Origin of the sequence: Xenorhabdus szentirmaii DSM 16338 (genome assembly GCF_002632585.1) — a bacterium.
Lineage (GTDB): Bacteria > Pseudomonadota > Gammaproteobacteria > Enterobacterales > Enterobacteriaceae > Xenorhabdus > Xenorhabdus szentirmaii.
Genome location: NZ_NIBV01000001.1, coordinates 1,512,928 through 1,528,836, shown reverse-complemented (window position 1 = coordinate 1,528,836; position 15,909 = coordinate 1,512,928). Strand labels below are relative to the sequence as shown.

Sequence of the window (15,909 nt, the reverse complement as noted above, 5' to 3'; positions counted from 1 at the left end):
ATCATATACCCGATGCCGTTCAAGATGCAGAACAAAGCAGCAATTTGAAAGACAACGAGTATAAACACAGAATTCACGGCTTAAATGCCGCATTAGGTAGGGAGACAGCCCTACGATTGCCGCTATTGAGGGCAGCGGTAATACAACGAAACGCCCCTAAATGTTATTGTTGGCATATATGTTTCGCCGACCGACACCAACCAATACTCTGAAGTGTGGATACCGTCTTATGGAGCAAAACCCGCAGTCACAGCTAAAGCTACTTGTCACCCGAGGTAAGGAGCAAGGCTATCTGACCTATGCTGAGGTCAATGACCATCTGCCGGAAGATATCGTCGATTCTGATCAGATAGAAGATATCATCCAAATGATCAATGACATGGGCATTCAGGTAATGGAAGAAGCGCCTGATGCTGATGATCTCATGTTGGCAGAAAACACAAACGACACCGATGAAGATGCGGCAGAAGCCGCAGCGCAAGTGTTATCCAGTGTCGAGTCAGAAATCGGTCGTACCACCGATCCTGTCCGCATGTACATGCGTGAAATGGGTACTGTGGAGCTACTGACCCGCGAGGGTGAGATTGACATTGCAAAACGCATTGAAGATGGCATCAACCAAGTACAATGCTCCGTTGCTGAATATCCTGAAGCAATTACTTATCTGCTGGAGCAGTATGAGCGCGTCGAAGCGGGCGAAAGCCGCCTGTCCGACCTGATCACTGGTTTCGTTGATCCAAATGCAGAAGAAGATCTCGCCCCAACAGCAACTCACGTTGGTTCAGAACTTCCTCAGGAAGAACTTGACGACGATGATGATGATGACGAAGAAAATCAGGACGATGATGCTGACAGCGAAGATGATAACAGCATCGATCCGGAACTGGCCCGCCAGAAGTTCCAGGAACTGCGTGAACAATATGAAATTACGCGTCAGTCAATTAAAAAATATGGACGCAACAATCCCAATACTGCGGCAGAAATCTTAACCCTGTCCGAGGTATTCAAACAGTTCCGTTTAGTACCAAAACAATTTGATTATCTGGTCAACAACATGCGTTCCATGATGGATCGCGTACGCTTTCAAGAACGCCAAATCATGAAGATGTGTGTTGAACAGTGCAAAATGCCGAAGAAGAATTTCATCACCTTCTTCTCTGGCAATGAAACTAACGATACATGGTTCACCGCAGCAAAAGCGATGAACAAACCATGGTCTGAAAAGTTACTGGAAATTGAAGACGAAGTCATGCGTAGCTTGCAGAAGCTATGTCAGATCGAAGAAGAAACAGGCCTGACCATCGAACAGGTCAAAGATATTAACCGTCGCATGTCCATCGGTGAAGCAAAAGCTCGCCGTGCGAAGAAAGAGATGGTTGAGGCTAACTTACGTCTGGTTATTTCAATTGCGAAGAAATATACCAACCGTGGCCTGCAATTCCTCGACTTGATTCAGGAAGGTAACATCGGCCTGATGAAAGCGGTTGATAAATTTGAATACCGTCGTGGTTACAAATTCTCGACTTACGCGACATGGTGGATCCGTCAGGCAATCACACGCTCTATCGCTGATCAGGCTCGTACCATCCGTATTCCGGTGCACATGATTGAAACCATCAATAAACTCAATCGTATCTCCCGCCAGATGTTGCAGGAAATGGGGCGTGAGCCTTCACCGGAAGAGCTGGCAGAGCGTATGCTCATGCCTGAAGACAAGATCCGTAAGGTTCTGAAAATCGCCAAAGAGCCAATCTCCATGGAAACACCAGTAGGTGATGATGAAGATTCACATCTGGGCGATTTCATCGAAGATACGACGCTTGAACTGCCATTGGATTCAGCGACATCAGAAAGCCTGCGCTCAGCAACTCATGATGTGCTAGCCGGCCTGACTGCTCGTGAAGCAAAAGTGCTGCGTATGCGTTTTGGTATCGATATGAACACTGACCACACACTGGAAGAAGTCGGTAAACAATTCGACGTAACCCGTGAACGTATCCGTCAGATCGAAGCCAAGGCATTGCGTAAACTGCGTCATCCAAGCCGTTCTGAAGTACTGCGTAGCTTCCTTGATGACTAACCAACAAATTTGTTGGTTGAGTTAATAAATCTGAAAAGCGTCTGTTCCGGCAGGCGCTTTTTATCTATTACTACAGCCGTAATTTCTCTATAATCATAAGGTTATCCCGGCGCCGATAATGACATTGTTGTGCGGCGTATTGGTGTCGTCGTCGCCAGGATGACCAATGTAAAAACTGTTCGACGGTTTCTCCGGCTTTTTCCATCAATTTTGACAGTAATTTACGCAGCTCCGCCACACTGAGGGCGATCAGTCCCACCGGCGTTTTTTTTCTCCTGTATTCGTAAGACCGCCAGCACTGCATGGGCCAGTAACGACAGCGTGATGTGCCGATACCAGCCATGCCACTGCCGGACTTCATAATGATCCAGGCCACATTCTCCCTTCGTTTCCTCAAAACCACATTCAATTTCCCAGCGACGACCGGCCACCTGCGCCAGGGTGTTCAAATTCACCTGTTCTCGGGGCGCATACACCACATAGTAAGCCCGCTCCTGTTTTTCATCCCGGCTGCGCCGAACCAGTAAATAATGGCCATAGGCCCGTTCTTGCTCGCTCAGTTGTAAACGCCAGAGCGGCACCAAACCCCAGTCATACTGACGTTCGCCTTTCGCGCCCCGCCCCGCCGAATGGGTTTCCCATTGCGAAGGCGTCAGGCTGTCCACAATTTTGTCCGCGCGGACAGAGGTGGGGCCTTGCCACCACAACGGCTCATTTTTGGGGATCGCCAGCACAAACGGTTGATACCTGGATTCCAGCCAGCAACGAAGACGGCGATCCTGACCATAAACGACATCCGCTGTCACCCAACGACAGGGCACACCGGCCTCGAATGCCCTTTCCAGCATTTGCTGGGCGAGCTGCGGTTTGGTGGCAAAAGGGATGGCGTCAGGAATACCAGCCGCTGCACAGCGAGGCCGGTCATCGGTCCAGGATTGGGGCAGGTATAACGCCCGGTCAATAAAGGCATGGCCGCCCTGACCGGCATAACAGAGAAAGACGCCTATCTGACTGTTTTCGACGCGTCCGGCGGTGCCACTGTATTGACGCTGCACCCCGGCAGAATGGGTGCCTTTTTTGATAAAGCCGGTTTCATCGACAATGAGCACCCCGTGTTCATCGCCCAACTGTTCCATCACATAGTCGCGCAAAATATCGCGGGCGGCGTCGACATCCCAGCGGGCGCGCTCCAACAGATGTTGGACGCCATCAGGCGTACGTTCACCCATCCATTCCGCCAATTGCCAGCCATTTTTACGTTCAACATCACTGAGTAATCCCCGGAGATACGCGAGGCTACGTTGCTGTGGGCCGGGATGATGAAACAGTGGGGCCAGACGAGCATGAAGTGAGAGCAGTTCCTGTTTCCACGTGTTGATAGGTAAGTGCATTGAACACCTCCCCGTATTTTTAGGAAAAAATGTCAGGGGTTATCATGCCACAATAGGGCGTACGACTGTAGTACTATGCCCGATATCAACATGGGCGTAAATCGAAATAATACCAATAAGCGCATTACCCACGAATGAAACTTTGATATTCAAACAGCGGCTTAAACCCTATACGCTGATATACACCATTCCCATCCTGAGAAGCCTCCAAATAACACGCTGTTACCCCTTGTTGTTTGGCTTCATTCAACACATGAATGATCAATGCAGAGGCATAGCCCTTTCTTTGCTCTTCTACCAATGTGCCAATCTCATCAAGGCGAATAATATTATCCTGTTTTGATAACGTTAAGGCGCAAACTGGCTTTCCTTCAACATACAAAGTGTAGTGCTGTAAATCTTTTCCTGCGTCCAATGCGGCCTGATGACATTGCTGATATTGTTCAGAAAGCAAATCCCCTATCTCAAAGGCACTTTTTATCGGGCCTGCCCAATCGGATAAACAATGATCAACACACCGAACTTCATATCCCACAGCCAAAGCATTTTTCAACTGCCAGTTCATCAAATCAAGCTGCATCGCTGTCGTTATGCCATCAGGATCGAATACAAACCCAGCTTGCCCAATGACTGACAAAATCTGTTTGTCTGGTTCAATAGCGATAATCGAAAAAGGTAAATCAATTTTCTCATCCATCCATTGGATCCCTTTTTGCAGGGGATCTGCAATTTGCACATGATTATCCATCAACAACAAAAAATTTAATGTGTGAACCTCCACACCCGTTATATAAATCCTGACATCATCACAGATATGTTTGCAAATTTGGCTCACAGATGAAAAAAAATAATCCTCGATTTTATGATGGGCTAAAACAGCCTTTGATAATTGATATTCTTTCATATTGAGCCTAAACATATTTTTATAATAAGTAAGACTAAGAATAAATCGCCAGAAACAAAGTCATATCAATAACACTTCACTGGCTGTAATACGAACAAATTATGATGAACAATCAAAGATATTTATTAGAAAGACGGCTGACATCACTAAAAACAGCTTCAGACACCGACCTGTAAGCCACCATATAGAATAAAGATACTTATTATTGTATATAAAATACGCATACAGATTTTCGGGGGCTAGACCTGATACCAAACTGTGCCGTATAATCCTGACCATTCAACGGCCCCTTAGCTCAGTGGTTAGAGCAGGCGACTCATAATCGCTTGGTCGCTGGTTCAAGTCCAGCAGGGGCCACCAGAATTATCAAGGGGTTGCATCAAAAGTGCGACCCCTTAGTTTTTTCTAGGATACCCATAGGATACCTTCTGGCAATAGCGTGAGGTATAACCGATTAACACCGCTACGGTAATGAAGCGTTCTCGTATTTCCCTCTGTGACACTTATCACATTCCCTGAACATTAAGATGCCTAGATAAATAACAAACAGATGGATGATTATTCCTGCGGCTTGTCGCGCACTTTACGCTCAATGGGTTGACCATTCGAATCAAAGTAGCGGCTAGGCCAGATTTCAGAGGGATGTATTTCGAGGTAGTTAGCGATAATCCATTCGCCTTTAGGCCACGGGCGAGAAAGTGTATTCGCTAATGTTGATGAACTGAGTCCAGCTTCACGGGAAACAGCCGCTAAGGTTGTACCGCGCTTACGTAATGCAGCAATAATATCGGCTTGATGCCAGTCATTTCTAACGTTATTCATTCCTGCTACCCCTTCCATTAATTTATATTGATGGTGGCGATCCAGACAGGGTTCTCACAACTGGGAGCTATCTTCCAGCGAGGCCGAAGCCTCCCCCGCCTGAACCGCCATTGAAAGGGCGATAGCAGACACACTGGTAGAAATTTCCTACCAGTGGATAGCTCTTTACAAGGGTGAGAATCCTTGACCATTGGATTTTGCCAATGGCGGGGCTACTTTAACTGATTGGTTTATCTGACTCAATAAGCAAACTCGTATAACCGCTTAACTTTTTGCGTTATATTCCAAAATATGTTCGACACTGTTACTATTTTTAGCTTAAAGTAAAAGCAAACTCTTCATTCTCTACTTGGCATACGCTAAAACACATTAGTAACACAATTAAAGGTCAGTACATTAAATGTTCTGACCCTATAAAAGGAGGTTTAGACGAATGAAGAAGTTATTACAGATAAAATTAAAAATATACTATGTCCTTAATATATAATGTTCATTTTCTATTTATACTTAATAATAATCTAATGAAATTAATTAAAGACAATCGATAGTGATATCAATCAAAATTATCTCTAATGAATCGACCTTGATTATCCAAATTGTCATTATGCCAACCTCTATTAATGACATGCTTTTCAGGTATAAACTTCCATATTCTTATTTTATGATTAAAATGATTAATAGCAGCTCCATCCATACCTGTAGATTCAAACCAGTTAAAGGCTTTTGAACCACGAGCTTGTGCATCAATATCCCTCAGAGCAGTATAAATATGCTTTGCTACTTTTAATTTGATTTTTTGTTTTTTTGTCATTCCACGTCGACCACCTTCTCTACGACAATGAAATTTATTACCATAATATCCAGCAGCTCCCATCATAAGGTCACAAACTTGTAACCTCAAAGAATGTGAACTATTTTCATACGTTACATTTAGGGTAATATCGTTTCTATCAAAGAATCTTGGTAGATCTTCCACAAATTGCTTAAGTTTATTTTTGTGTTTTTCGCTGGAATGGCCATCAAGTCTGATTAATATTTCAGTTCCGTTTGGATCTTGTGGTAAATGCTTTATGCCAAAGATATTCTTAATATATTGGTAGTACAGCTTGAACTGTACATCTAACTCAGATTCTTGTTCCGTTTGAGCAACATGAAAAGATCTATCTCTAAACATTTGTCTATATTTGATATCATTATTCAATATATAATGCTTGAGACAATCAATTAGGGCAATGTAGTATAATTCATTTTTTGGGGATACATTAGACCACTTAACTTCCTGTAATATATCAAAACGTGTTCTTACTCTCATTAAAGCTGTTTGCAGACTATCAATATTGGACTCCAATCCCATTATCCCGCCAAAAAAACAATGATACCTATTTGGTGGAGGAGTTCCGTGTGTCCATGCTTCATCTGCAAATATTTGATATTTAGCCATAAAAACTCCAAAAAAAAACCCATCTTCCTTAAGAGCGCCGCTTGTCGTACAACAAGAAGCTCGGGAATCAGGGTTCTTTGATTAGTATTAACTATATAAAAAAAAAATACAACTATTTTACGCCTGATTAATTCTTACATGTTCATGAAAAATACATACATACCAAAGCTGCATACTTATATACCAGAAAAACATAACAAATGTCACATCATCACCAGTAATTATTTATCATATATTTTATTTATACTATTCAATTCTAACTAATTAATTCCCCAATCAATCAATTTCAAGTTGAAATAGTGACGATTGTATTTTTATTTTCATAATAATTAAAACAACCACAATTTTAATATATACGCATTAAACTTGAAAATGCATGAGAGGATATAATTCATCTTGTTGATTTTTAATATTAATTTAAAAAACCAGCACCTTGAAGTTAAATGAGTATATTACTTATATTCCATCAAATAAGGCCAATCGCTTCTGTTGTTCCTCACTTATTGTAAATGCAAATTCTTCATGCTCAATCTGCCATGTGCCAAAACTCATCAGGAATGCAATTGCGGGATCGATTTTATTTGCTGATTTCTTCTTATTCGGTTTGATATTGGCATTCGCGTCAATTTCCATCACCACATTGGACATTGCCCACATGAGCACCGGATCGCCATTGTGACGAATGACCTTACGATTTACGAATACCTCGGCAAATTTTGCCACAGGGCTAAAGCGCATATAAGTTTGCGGGAACGGCTCAACGTCCAGCCCAGCGCCTTGTAGTTGCGTTCTTAAGTGAGTGGCATTCCATGTATCAAAGCCCACCAGCTTAATATCAAACTGCTGACTGTCGTTGAGAATATCATCACGGATACGATCATAATCAATGCAGTCGCCTGCTGTGGTGCGTATCCAGCCTACTTGTACCCATTGATGATAAACCGCCCGATTCTTGTTGGCTGGGTTTTGTAACTGGGCTTCGGGCAGGTAATGGCGGGTCAGTACTAACAGTTCATTATCCACGGGGAACGTGTAACAAATGCTGGTGATATCACCTGTTGAAGATAAATCCAGTCCAGCGTAACACTCCAGTCCTTTAAGATCTTCTTCATCATAATCACTCTGGCAGGCTTTCCATGCGCCTTCCCCCATCCACGGGGTTTCGCCCTGACACCAGATATTAAAGCGTTTGGTTAACATCTCCGTCCATTGGGAGGGAATGCCCCGCGCTTTCTGGATAGTGTCATGTAAGGCTGCACCGTCTACCGATACATCAAGATTAGGGTTAGCTTTTATCCAAAGAGCTTCATCATCAATCTCGTTCTCGTCGTCCAGTTCGTAAATCAGGGCGAACAGGGATTCGTTTTGTTCTTCGCCATCCAGAGTATCTGACAGCAATAATCATAATGCTGTTTACAGGCTGAAATAACGTTACTGCCCGCTGTGGTAATGGCAAACAGGATACCTTCGGGGCGTGCGCCCATCCCCAGCTCAAGTGCAGAGTAAACCACATTATCAGGGTGTAAATGATATTCATCGACAATCGCCAAACTGGGATTTGTGCCCTCAATCGTAGCGGCTTTGGCTGCCAGTGGTTTTAACAGGCTGTTGTTTTTGGGATAGGTGACTTTGTGTTGCTGGATAGTTACCCGTTTTTTCAAGGGCTTTGATAACAAGCTCATCTGGCGGGCATCATCAAACACGATACGCGCCTGATCACGACTGACGGCGGCGGTGTAAATATCCTGCTGCCCTTGTTCCATCACCAAGAACCAGTTAGCCAAAATTGCGGCAACGGTAGATTTTGCATTTTTGCGCGGCACCTGAATATAAGCACTGCGATATTTTCGCCGTCCGGTCGCTTTGACTTTGAAGCCGAACAGGTTAGCAAAGGCGAATTGTTACCACGGCTCAAGCATGATGGGCTTACCGCGCAAGTGGCCTTTGACATGCGGACAGACACGGGAAAAGGCAATAAAACGCTCGACCACTGCCGAATCAAACACATAAAGCGGGTTATTCAGGTCGTTAAGGTAGCGTTTTACGGCTTGTTTTACACGCTTACAGGCCGGAATTTTACCGTTTTCGATATCAAAAGCGTACTGTTCCCAAGCATTCATAGGCGATCCAGCTCGTCTTCTTCCTCAGTTTCCACCGGATTTTTACGCCGTGATACGGGATCAAAACCCAACAATGATGACATTTTTATCATGATTTTTTCGGCATCGGCTTTGGCACTTAATGACGGATTTCGGCTCTCGCTGCCCTGACTATTAATGATACTAAATCCCCTGATATCAAGGTCTGCCACCGCTTTTCGGTAAATGGCATAGTTCACGCAATAGAGTTCTAGATTGTTCCAGTCAGCGGCGTTCAGGTCTTCCCGCTCACTTAAAATTTTACCTTTAGCCTTCCATTGACTGGCAGCGATATCATTAAGGTAAGTTGGCGGTTTTGGCGCTCTTGTCATGATTTTTTCCTTGTCGTTTTATTTTCAAAAAAATTGCCGTGCGTAAAAATTGAAGGAGGGGGCGGTTCCGCTGGAAAGGACATTTGTCATTTTTGATACCCCCACCTCGTTATTTCATTGAGTGATTATTTTTTGTTAACCAGTCACGATACTTTACAGCTTCAGTTTCCTGCTGCCGATAAATCCTCTGCTTGCGCTTCGCTCTGGTGATGGGGTCAGTCTGCACGGTCTTACGGTTATGGCAGGTCTGGCATAACGCTTGATGGTTCGATGCAGGACAGAACAGCACATCAGCGTCACCCTGTATCGGGATAATGTGATCCACAATGATTGCAGGTGTGTAAATACCCTGCTGTAAACAATGGGCACATAACGGGTTGGCTTTCAGGTAGTGCAGCCGATAGCGTCCCCATCGATTGCTGTAACCTCGCTGGATTCGGGTGCCGCGTTGCTTATCCTGCTGGCGTCTGGCTTCTCGCTGGTGTTGCTCGCACTCGCATCGGCCTGATTTCACTCGCTCGCGACAGTGCGGATAGCTACAACGTTTCAACGGTTGCCACGGCATCAGTAAACGCCCACATCACGATAGACAGACCACAGCTTCCAATGTCTTGCTTCCCTTGATTCCGTCCAGCCAGTCAGGTGCTTTAATCACACCCGCCGCCATCATACCGTCTCTCATGATACTTGCGCTGTGGCACTGTTGTGCCAGCCCCAAACCCAGTGTTTCACGGCAAACGGTGACAGGAGAACGCCCCAAAAATCCATCGTCGGTGGCATAGCGCAGATGTAACACTTCTTCTTGTAGGTAGGTTTTGACCTTGCCGCTATAAGGCTCGGTGATGGTATACGCGAACCGATGATCGGATAATCGTTGTGGTACGACTGCTGACGGCGGGTAAGGGTGTAATGACTGTGGCTGCCCATCCCGTCCCCAAACAATCACCGCATACGCATTGCCATTCAGCAGGCAATGACGCATCAGAGTTCTTTTGAACTGATACGGTGTCTGGCAGTCATTCGGGCACTCATTCAGCAGATAATCAACGGGGTGATCACTCAGCCATTCGCGGGATTCTTTGCCGTTCTGGTGTTGAACCCGATAGAGGTAGCAAGGCATGGAAGCCACCGCTTCACTAATCACCGTGACAGCGTTCATCACTGCGGGTAAACCTTCCGCTGTAGACGGAGAAACATGCTCGCCCGATTTGGTATTAGCCATGCCTGCATTCATCCAGCGTTATGCTGCGGGTTTCAGGGGGTTTTCGTGTAAAAGGCCACATCATTACACCTCAGACAGTTGCAGCCAGTAATGACGCAAATCCACAAGGCAGGGTTTAGCGGCATTCAATGAACGCTTGGCAATTTCAACGCCACTTTCAAGATAGGCAGGTAAGCTGGTTATGGTGATTTCCCGTAATTCAGCCTCCAACACGGTTCTGATATAAGGTGTCTGACTGGTATCCCACTGATCTTTAATGGCACGAAAACCAAAGGACATGCCTTGTATATCCCCGCGTGCAACCAGTGTTAATACATCGTGCCCCAATTGGGTATCTGGCGGCGTTAATTCGAAACGTAATCCGGTGGCATCTTCGGCAAGCTGCAACGTACCGGATGTGGTACGGCCTAACAGGTTCATCGGATCATGCTCATACAATGCCCTGATATCAGCTCCTGTCGCTAAACTGGCGTTAAACGCGTTTGGTACGAACTGTTCGATAAACTCATCCCACAGCACGTGTGATCGGCTGTTCCACTTAATCACATAGCCTGTCAGCGTCTTATCACGGGCAGACAATGTTGTTGTACGGATTTCAAAATCATGCTTCATTGATGGACTCCAAGGCTTGGAGAGGGGCGCAATACCCCTCCTGCTTAGTTGCTGGACGCTTTCACTTCCAGTACCTTAATTGCGTTGGGATCCACCAGCCCGCCACCCAGATATTTATCGGTATGTACCTTATAAAATCCCGGCTCGGTGATATTGTCAGGACGAGTACGAATGCCCGTTTCATGGTCAACAATAAAATAGCCCCGTTTGAAGTCACCCAGACCGATCACACCTTCCGGCATAAATTCGAGATAGTGGACAGGCAAGCCCAGCAGCATATCGGGATCACCCGCCTGTAAACGTTCCCGCCAGATATAATCACCATTGCCGTTTTTCAGTTTCTGCACCTGAGCAGCGGTGCCGGAGTTCATCACCCGGACAGCATTTTTACGGTATTTGTTCTTGAGCAAGAATTTCAGGTCAATCAGGCTATCGGTGGAAAGTGCGGTTACTTCCAGCTTTTGCAATGTGCCAAATACGCGAATTTTGTCGGCTTGGGTATCACGGGGATAAGACAAAAAGCCTTTGGATTTTTTATTGCCGTCACCGTTGACGAGATCCGTTTCTTCGGTATCGACAAAGGTGTCTGCAATCTCTGAGGTCAGCCAGCCCAAGATATCGACATCACTAAAATCGATAACCTCTTGAGTAGTCTTCGGATAAGCGTAGATGGGGAATAGTTTGATACTGACTTCTTCCATTTTTGGCGTGGCAGTCTCACTATGTGCCTTGCCTTCTTCCCCGTGGTCTACAGCTGCGCCCCCGACCGAAGCAAGTTGTTTATATTCATTGCCGTGTGTGGTTTTCATTGTACAGATCCGGCGCATAACTGACTCATCAATTAGTTGTTGCATGATTTGTTTGTTCAGCTCAGGGATAACGGTATAGCCACCGTCTGAGGAAACCGCCGTAGACAAGGTGCGGGTTTCGCCCGTCACGATGTAGTGGCGCAATTCGTCATTGCTGAATGTTTCACTGGCTGGCTGTTTTTTTGCCTGACGGCGTTCTTCATCAACCAAAGCCTCATAACGGGCAATTTCAGTATTCAACGTGTCGGACTGGCTGCGCAGTTCGTGGAACTGTTTGGCTTCATCGGTATTGAGTGGGCGCTTTTCGTCTTCCGCTTTGGTGAGCAGCGAACGCATTTGATAGGTTAAATCGGATTTTTGTTGGCGTAATTCGAGTAATTTTTTCATGTTTTTTAGTGGTTGTAGTTATATATCAACACTATTTAACAACATGAAAAATAATAAAAAGCCTCTGAAACTCAAAGGCTAAACATGAGAAAACATGAGTGCGAAATATTTACAAAAATTTTCATTCACAAAGTGATAAATCTTTCACGTAAGTTGTTGGTGACATCCACGATATTTTATCACATGTTAAATAGCCATCATTTTTTAACTTATAACCCACATAAAAAGAGATAGGTAAACTAATGATAAATGATGCAATCATCAACTTACTTAAGTAATTAACAATCAACTTGTTAAATTTAGGTAATCTATCAAAGATAAAGAAAAAAATAGAGGCCGATAAAGAATAAAATAATAGAGGGGAAGACATAACACCTATAACTACAGTGCCAGAAAATGTTATATCATCTTTCATTAGTATCAATGAAATAGCAGAATCAATAACGAAGCTCATCATAAATGCCATAAATAATAATAGTAGTAGCGTACCTAATGCTTTAAAGTATTTACTATTCACCTAATTTTTCCCATCGCATTAAAAATATATTTTGAGTCTGCTTCCGGTGTTCTGGGCTTTCTTTTCATTTCTTCTTTTAAAAATGCTATTACCTTTTCGCTTAGCCCATATTGTTTATCAATAAAATCCAGACCATAAGCTACTGCAAAACCAGTAAGCAAAACTATTCCGGCAACGGCAATAATACTACCACCTAAAGCGGCTGTAGCAATTAAAACTGACCCTACAGCCCAAGAGGCTGTCGCGATAATAGCGGTTTTAGCCATATCCATTGTTATGTTTCCGATAAAATCGGCTAACGTATATTCATCCTTAAAAATACTTTCTATCACTCGATATCCAATAGAAAAGATGATGCTGAATCTAACACCGCTGATAATACTTGCATTAAGACCCTGTTGCCCTATTCCCATGGCTAACATTTGAGGATGATTGGCACGATATCGTGTACCCATGATACGTTGTCTGAGGCCAGCATATCCTGACAGGTGAATATACCTATTTCCATTTGCCCCCACATGTATTGTCGCGGTGATACTTAATCTCCTAAACTCTCTGCAAACTTCAGAGAACCCATGTGCATCATAAATATTTCCGGCATAAGCAGATATAGGATCTGTGACAGAAAATACATACGACATTGGATTTTTTTTCTTGCTTTCTTCCTCCGAGCCTCTTGCAAATGCTTCTCCATAACTTGGGTTTTGTGGATGGCTAGGACTGATATCCTCAATAATACTTTTGGCTTGCGCTAATGTAAGAACAAAGTGATATTGGGTATTATCCCTCAATACTTTTTCTAGCCCAATGGCATCAAGAAATTCATGCTGAGGCTTTAGCTGATTAATCCCCACATGCCCCCTTAAAACATCCCCCATATAGCCATCCCAAGTGGGATTATATTTCCTATGTGTCATTCCTTAATTCTCCGTAACATCCAATATCAATTAATAATTGATTGATTGACTTGTGTCATGCATCCCCAATGCAGCATCAATTAGGCAGGATATAACAATAATACTTATCTATTCCAGCATGGATAAAAGTACACCAGTAGAATTGTGATTAATCTCTATTCTTAAATAAAATCAGACAATTACCTAATTGATATTTCAGGTAGTACAAAAGATAAAAGCTCATCCAATTATTTTTCTCATGACCACGACGCTATATAACTGCATCAATTTCCACGGGATTACGGGATAAATGTCATTTTTACCTTATATTTCATTCGATTAACTTATCCCACATTATCCCGCTTATCCCGAAACGCAGTAGCAATATTTTTAATTCTTTACTATTCAATGAATTATATCCTGCCAAAGAAAAAATGTTTTCGGGATAATCCCATTGTCACGCTAATACTTTATCTATAGTTACATCAAGTTACGAGATGTAATGGGAATGTAATGGGATAATTAGAATATATATAACTTACTGATATTTAACCAATTAAATGTTTATTATCCCGCATTCCCGTTATCCCAATGTTTTCTTTTTTACGTGAGGGTTAATCTTCATCATTGAAAACCAGAACCACAAACCGCCCCTGAGTGCCATTCACTGAAATAGTTTTACTGATAAAGCGGTCTTTCTCGGCTTTAATTAACATTCCAGCCTCTTCTAAAGCCTCAAATCCTGATCTCTTCTGTAATCCCTGCAAGATTTCCTCTTCAAATACGCTGGGGATAATGTGATATTCCGTCTGTCCATCATCACGGCGGTTATGTACCAGATAACCCGCGAGATTGTTAATTCTCATGGCGTTAACAGTGTCTATGTTTCCATTCAGTTTCCCATAGGTATAAGGTTGAAAACGCGACAAGCCGTATTTCTGGATAAAGTCACGGGCACGGGTGATGACGTGATATTTTTCACGGTTCCCGATACCAAAATCCGCTAACCAGTCATCAAAACTTTGCTTTATCGCGCTGTGGCAATCTTCCTTACTCCAGCCTGTAATATGGGTTGCCAGTTCTCCGGCAGCATCCAATAAAGCAAAGCGAACAGCAACACGCTTTACTTATGCTGTAGCTTCTTCTGGCAGGCTATCAAGCTACTCTTTTTCTTTACGAGTTACCGTTTCTATTGCCTGTTCCTGATTTTCAGACAGCCACATGATCCACGCCCGCCCAGCCGTGCCACAATAACGTTTTGATTCGCGTTTGATTGCCCTTGCGTGTGCATAACCATCCTCATAACCATTGAAAAACTCCGTATCAATAAACGGCACACTCAACAGCCTGACTAACTGCCCTGCCTTTGGGGTAATTCCACCTTTTATCAGGAAGGTTTCTAAATCTTCCTCTCCCGTCGAAAGGGCGGCTATCTTCCAGCGAATAACCGCACGGTTTCCACCTTCCCGTTTCCCCTGAATTTTGCCGACACCATTAAATAAGCTGTAGGCACTGTTTGCCACTTCCTTCGGATTAGCGCTTTGCCCGATTTCATCAATCGGCAAAAAACCATCATTACGGGCTGCCGCCTCGTTATTTAAACCGTGATGGGTGCCATGCCATGATAATTTCAGTTCTTCGGGATCACCGTATAAGCTACTGGCGGCTTCAACGGTAGTCGTTTTACCTGCTGAGGACTGGGCGAACAAATGCACACCAAAACAGCTCCCCCCTGTTAACGAGTTGAGCGGCGCAGCTAATCCCACCAGCACCCCCAGCATCATTGAACGGTTGCCTTTCATCAATGAAGCAACGCGGTTTTTCCATTCGTCAGCCGCTCCCCTGACCACATAGCCCATAACCGCCGATGTCCCATCACAGAATGCGACAGGCATATACTGTTGACCGATAATCTCACCATCCGGCATGACATACGCCCCACAGTGCCAACCTGCCGTTTGTGTGACTTCCCACTGGCGGCGATCTCCGCTGCGCCGTAAGTGGTCGGATAAAATCGGTAACAGGCTATTTTTGGTTGTGATATTAATTCCCCTCGAACGCAACCGCGCCCAACCTATCGGCATCCCGATTTCACGGCGGGGTAAGGCTTCAAAGGTCAGTTTGTCTGTGCCTTCCTGAGATAACCTTCCCCGCCATCGTTACCAATACCGACGACTTCCATGTAATCACTCAGCCATTTTTCAATCTCAATGATTTCCCCGTTCTGTTCTTTAGGTTCGACCCAATAAATACCGCCCTTTCGTGTATCAACATGTGGCTTTAACGGATCGTGTTCTTTTTTCTGGTATTCGACTGATTTTGGCACGGTTTTTTCTTTTCCTATCTGACATAATCCTT

General features: G+C 44.2%; 14 protein-coding genes, 1 tRNA gene and 2 pseudogenes. 2 read left to right on the top strand and 15 right to left on the bottom strand.

The features are described from left to right. Window positions 1-229 precede the first annotated feature (229 nt). Entirely contained in the window at window positions 230-2,080 is a 1,851-nt protein-coding gene (rpoD, locus tag Xsze_RS07045) for an RNA polymerase sigma factor RpoD (protein ID WP_038236554.1), read from the top strand. 221 nt (window positions 2,081-2,301) lie between these two features. Here rpoD and Xsze_RS07040 read toward each other — a convergent pair whose 3' ends face one another. Then, window positions 2,302-3,471 carry an IS701 family transposase gene (locus Xsze_RS07040; RefSeq protein WP_038236556.1) on the bottom strand — a complete coding sequence of 390 codons (1,170 nt, stop codon included), beginning with the start codon at window positions 3,469-3,471 and terminating at the stop codon, window positions 2,302-2,304. 124 nt (window positions 3,472-3,595) lie between these two features. After that, window positions 3,596-4,207: a GNAT family N-acetyltransferase gene (locus tag Xsze_RS07035; protein ID WP_244431773.1), complete on the bottom strand. Its 612-nt coding sequence runs from the start codon at window positions 4,205-4,207 to the stop codon at window positions 3,596-3,598. Window positions 4,208-4,659: 452 nt separating this feature from the next. Between Xsze_RS07035 and Xsze_RS07030 the strand changes: the two genes are divergently transcribed. Continuing rightward, window positions 4,660-4,735 (top strand) — tRNA-Ile (locus Xsze_RS07030). 198 nt (window positions 4,736-4,933) lie between these two features. Here the strand turns inward: Xsze_RS07030 and Xsze_RS07025 are convergent. The 13 genes and pseudogenes from Xsze_RS07025 to Xsze_RS23470 form a co-directional block, all read right to left on the bottom strand. Beyond that, a complete protein-coding gene (locus Xsze_RS07025) occupies window positions 4,934-5,197 on the bottom strand; it encodes a helix-turn-helix domain-containing protein (RefSeq protein WP_038236560.1) in 264 nt (87 codons plus the stop codon). Between the two features lie 553 nt (window positions 5,198-5,750). After that, complete coding sequence (locus Xsze_RS07020) at window positions 5,751-6,638, bottom strand: DUF3800 domain-containing protein (protein ID WP_038236562.1); 888 nt, start codon at window positions 6,636-6,638, stop codon at window positions 5,751-5,753. 456 nt (window positions 6,639-7,094) lie between these two features. After that, window positions 7,095-8,758 (bottom strand): annotated as a pseudogene (locus Xsze_RS07015) (terminase large subunit). After that, window positions 8,755-9,108: a phage terminase small subunit P27 family gene (locus Xsze_RS07010; protein ID WP_038236565.1), complete on the bottom strand. Its 354-nt coding sequence runs from the start codon at window positions 9,106-9,108 to the stop codon at window positions 8,755-8,757. The pseudogene Xsze_RS07015 and the gene Xsze_RS07010 overlap by 4 nt, the downstream one beginning before the upstream one ends. Window positions 9,109-9,217: 109 nt before the next feature. Beyond that, a complete protein-coding gene (locus tag Xsze_RS07005) occupies window positions 9,218-9,673 on the bottom strand; it encodes an HNH endonuclease (RefSeq protein WP_038236568.1) in 456 nt (151 codons plus the stop codon). A 30-nt stretch (window positions 9,674-9,703) separates the two neighbouring features. Further along, a pseudogene (locus tag Xsze_RS07000) lies at window positions 9,704-10,391 on the bottom strand (phage portal protein); the annotation flags it as partial. A 2-nt stretch (window positions 10,392-10,393) separates the two neighbouring features. Continuing rightward, a complete protein-coding gene (locus Xsze_RS06995; protein ID WP_038236571.1) occupies window positions 10,394-10,942 on the bottom strand; it encodes an HK97 family phage prohead protease in 549 nt (182 codons plus the stop codon). Window positions 10,943-10,986: 44 nt separating this feature from the next. Then, window positions 10,987-12,138, bottom strand: a complete 1,152-nt coding sequence (locus Xsze_RS06990; RefSeq protein ID WP_038236573.1) for a phage major capsid protein — start codon at window positions 12,136-12,138, stop codon at window positions 10,987-10,989. Between the two features lie 121 nt (window positions 12,139-12,259). Beyond that, window positions 12,260-12,655, bottom strand: a complete 396-nt coding sequence (locus Xsze_RS06985) for a DUF1240 domain-containing protein (protein WP_038236575.1) — start codon at window positions 12,653-12,655, stop codon at window positions 12,260-12,262. Continuing rightward, on the bottom strand, window positions 12,652-13,572 hold the full coding sequence (locus Xsze_RS06980; RefSeq protein ID WP_084616187.1) for a hypothetical protein: 921 nt from the start codon (window positions 13,570-13,572) through the stop codon (window positions 12,652-12,654). The genes Xsze_RS06985 and Xsze_RS06980 overlap by 4 nt, the downstream gene beginning before the upstream one ends. Window positions 13,573-14,165: 593 nt before the next feature. Beyond that, window positions 14,166-14,648 carry a hypothetical protein gene (locus Xsze_RS23480; RefSeq protein WP_051462347.1) on the bottom strand — a complete coding sequence of 161 codons (483 nt, stop codon included), beginning with the start codon at window positions 14,646-14,648 and terminating at the stop codon, window positions 14,166-14,168. Between the two features lie 63 nt (window positions 14,649-14,711). Then, a complete protein-coding gene (locus Xsze_RS23475) occupies window positions 14,712-15,635 on the bottom strand; it encodes a DUF927 domain-containing protein (RefSeq protein WP_051462348.1) in 924 nt (307 codons plus the stop codon). A 32-nt stretch (window positions 15,636-15,667) separates the two neighbouring features. Continuing rightward, window positions 15,668-15,877: a hypothetical protein gene (locus tag Xsze_RS23470; protein WP_244590071.1), complete on the bottom strand. Its 210-nt coding sequence runs from the start codon at window positions 15,875-15,877 to the stop codon at window positions 15,668-15,670. Between the last annotated feature and the right edge of the window lie 32 nt (window positions 15,878-15,909).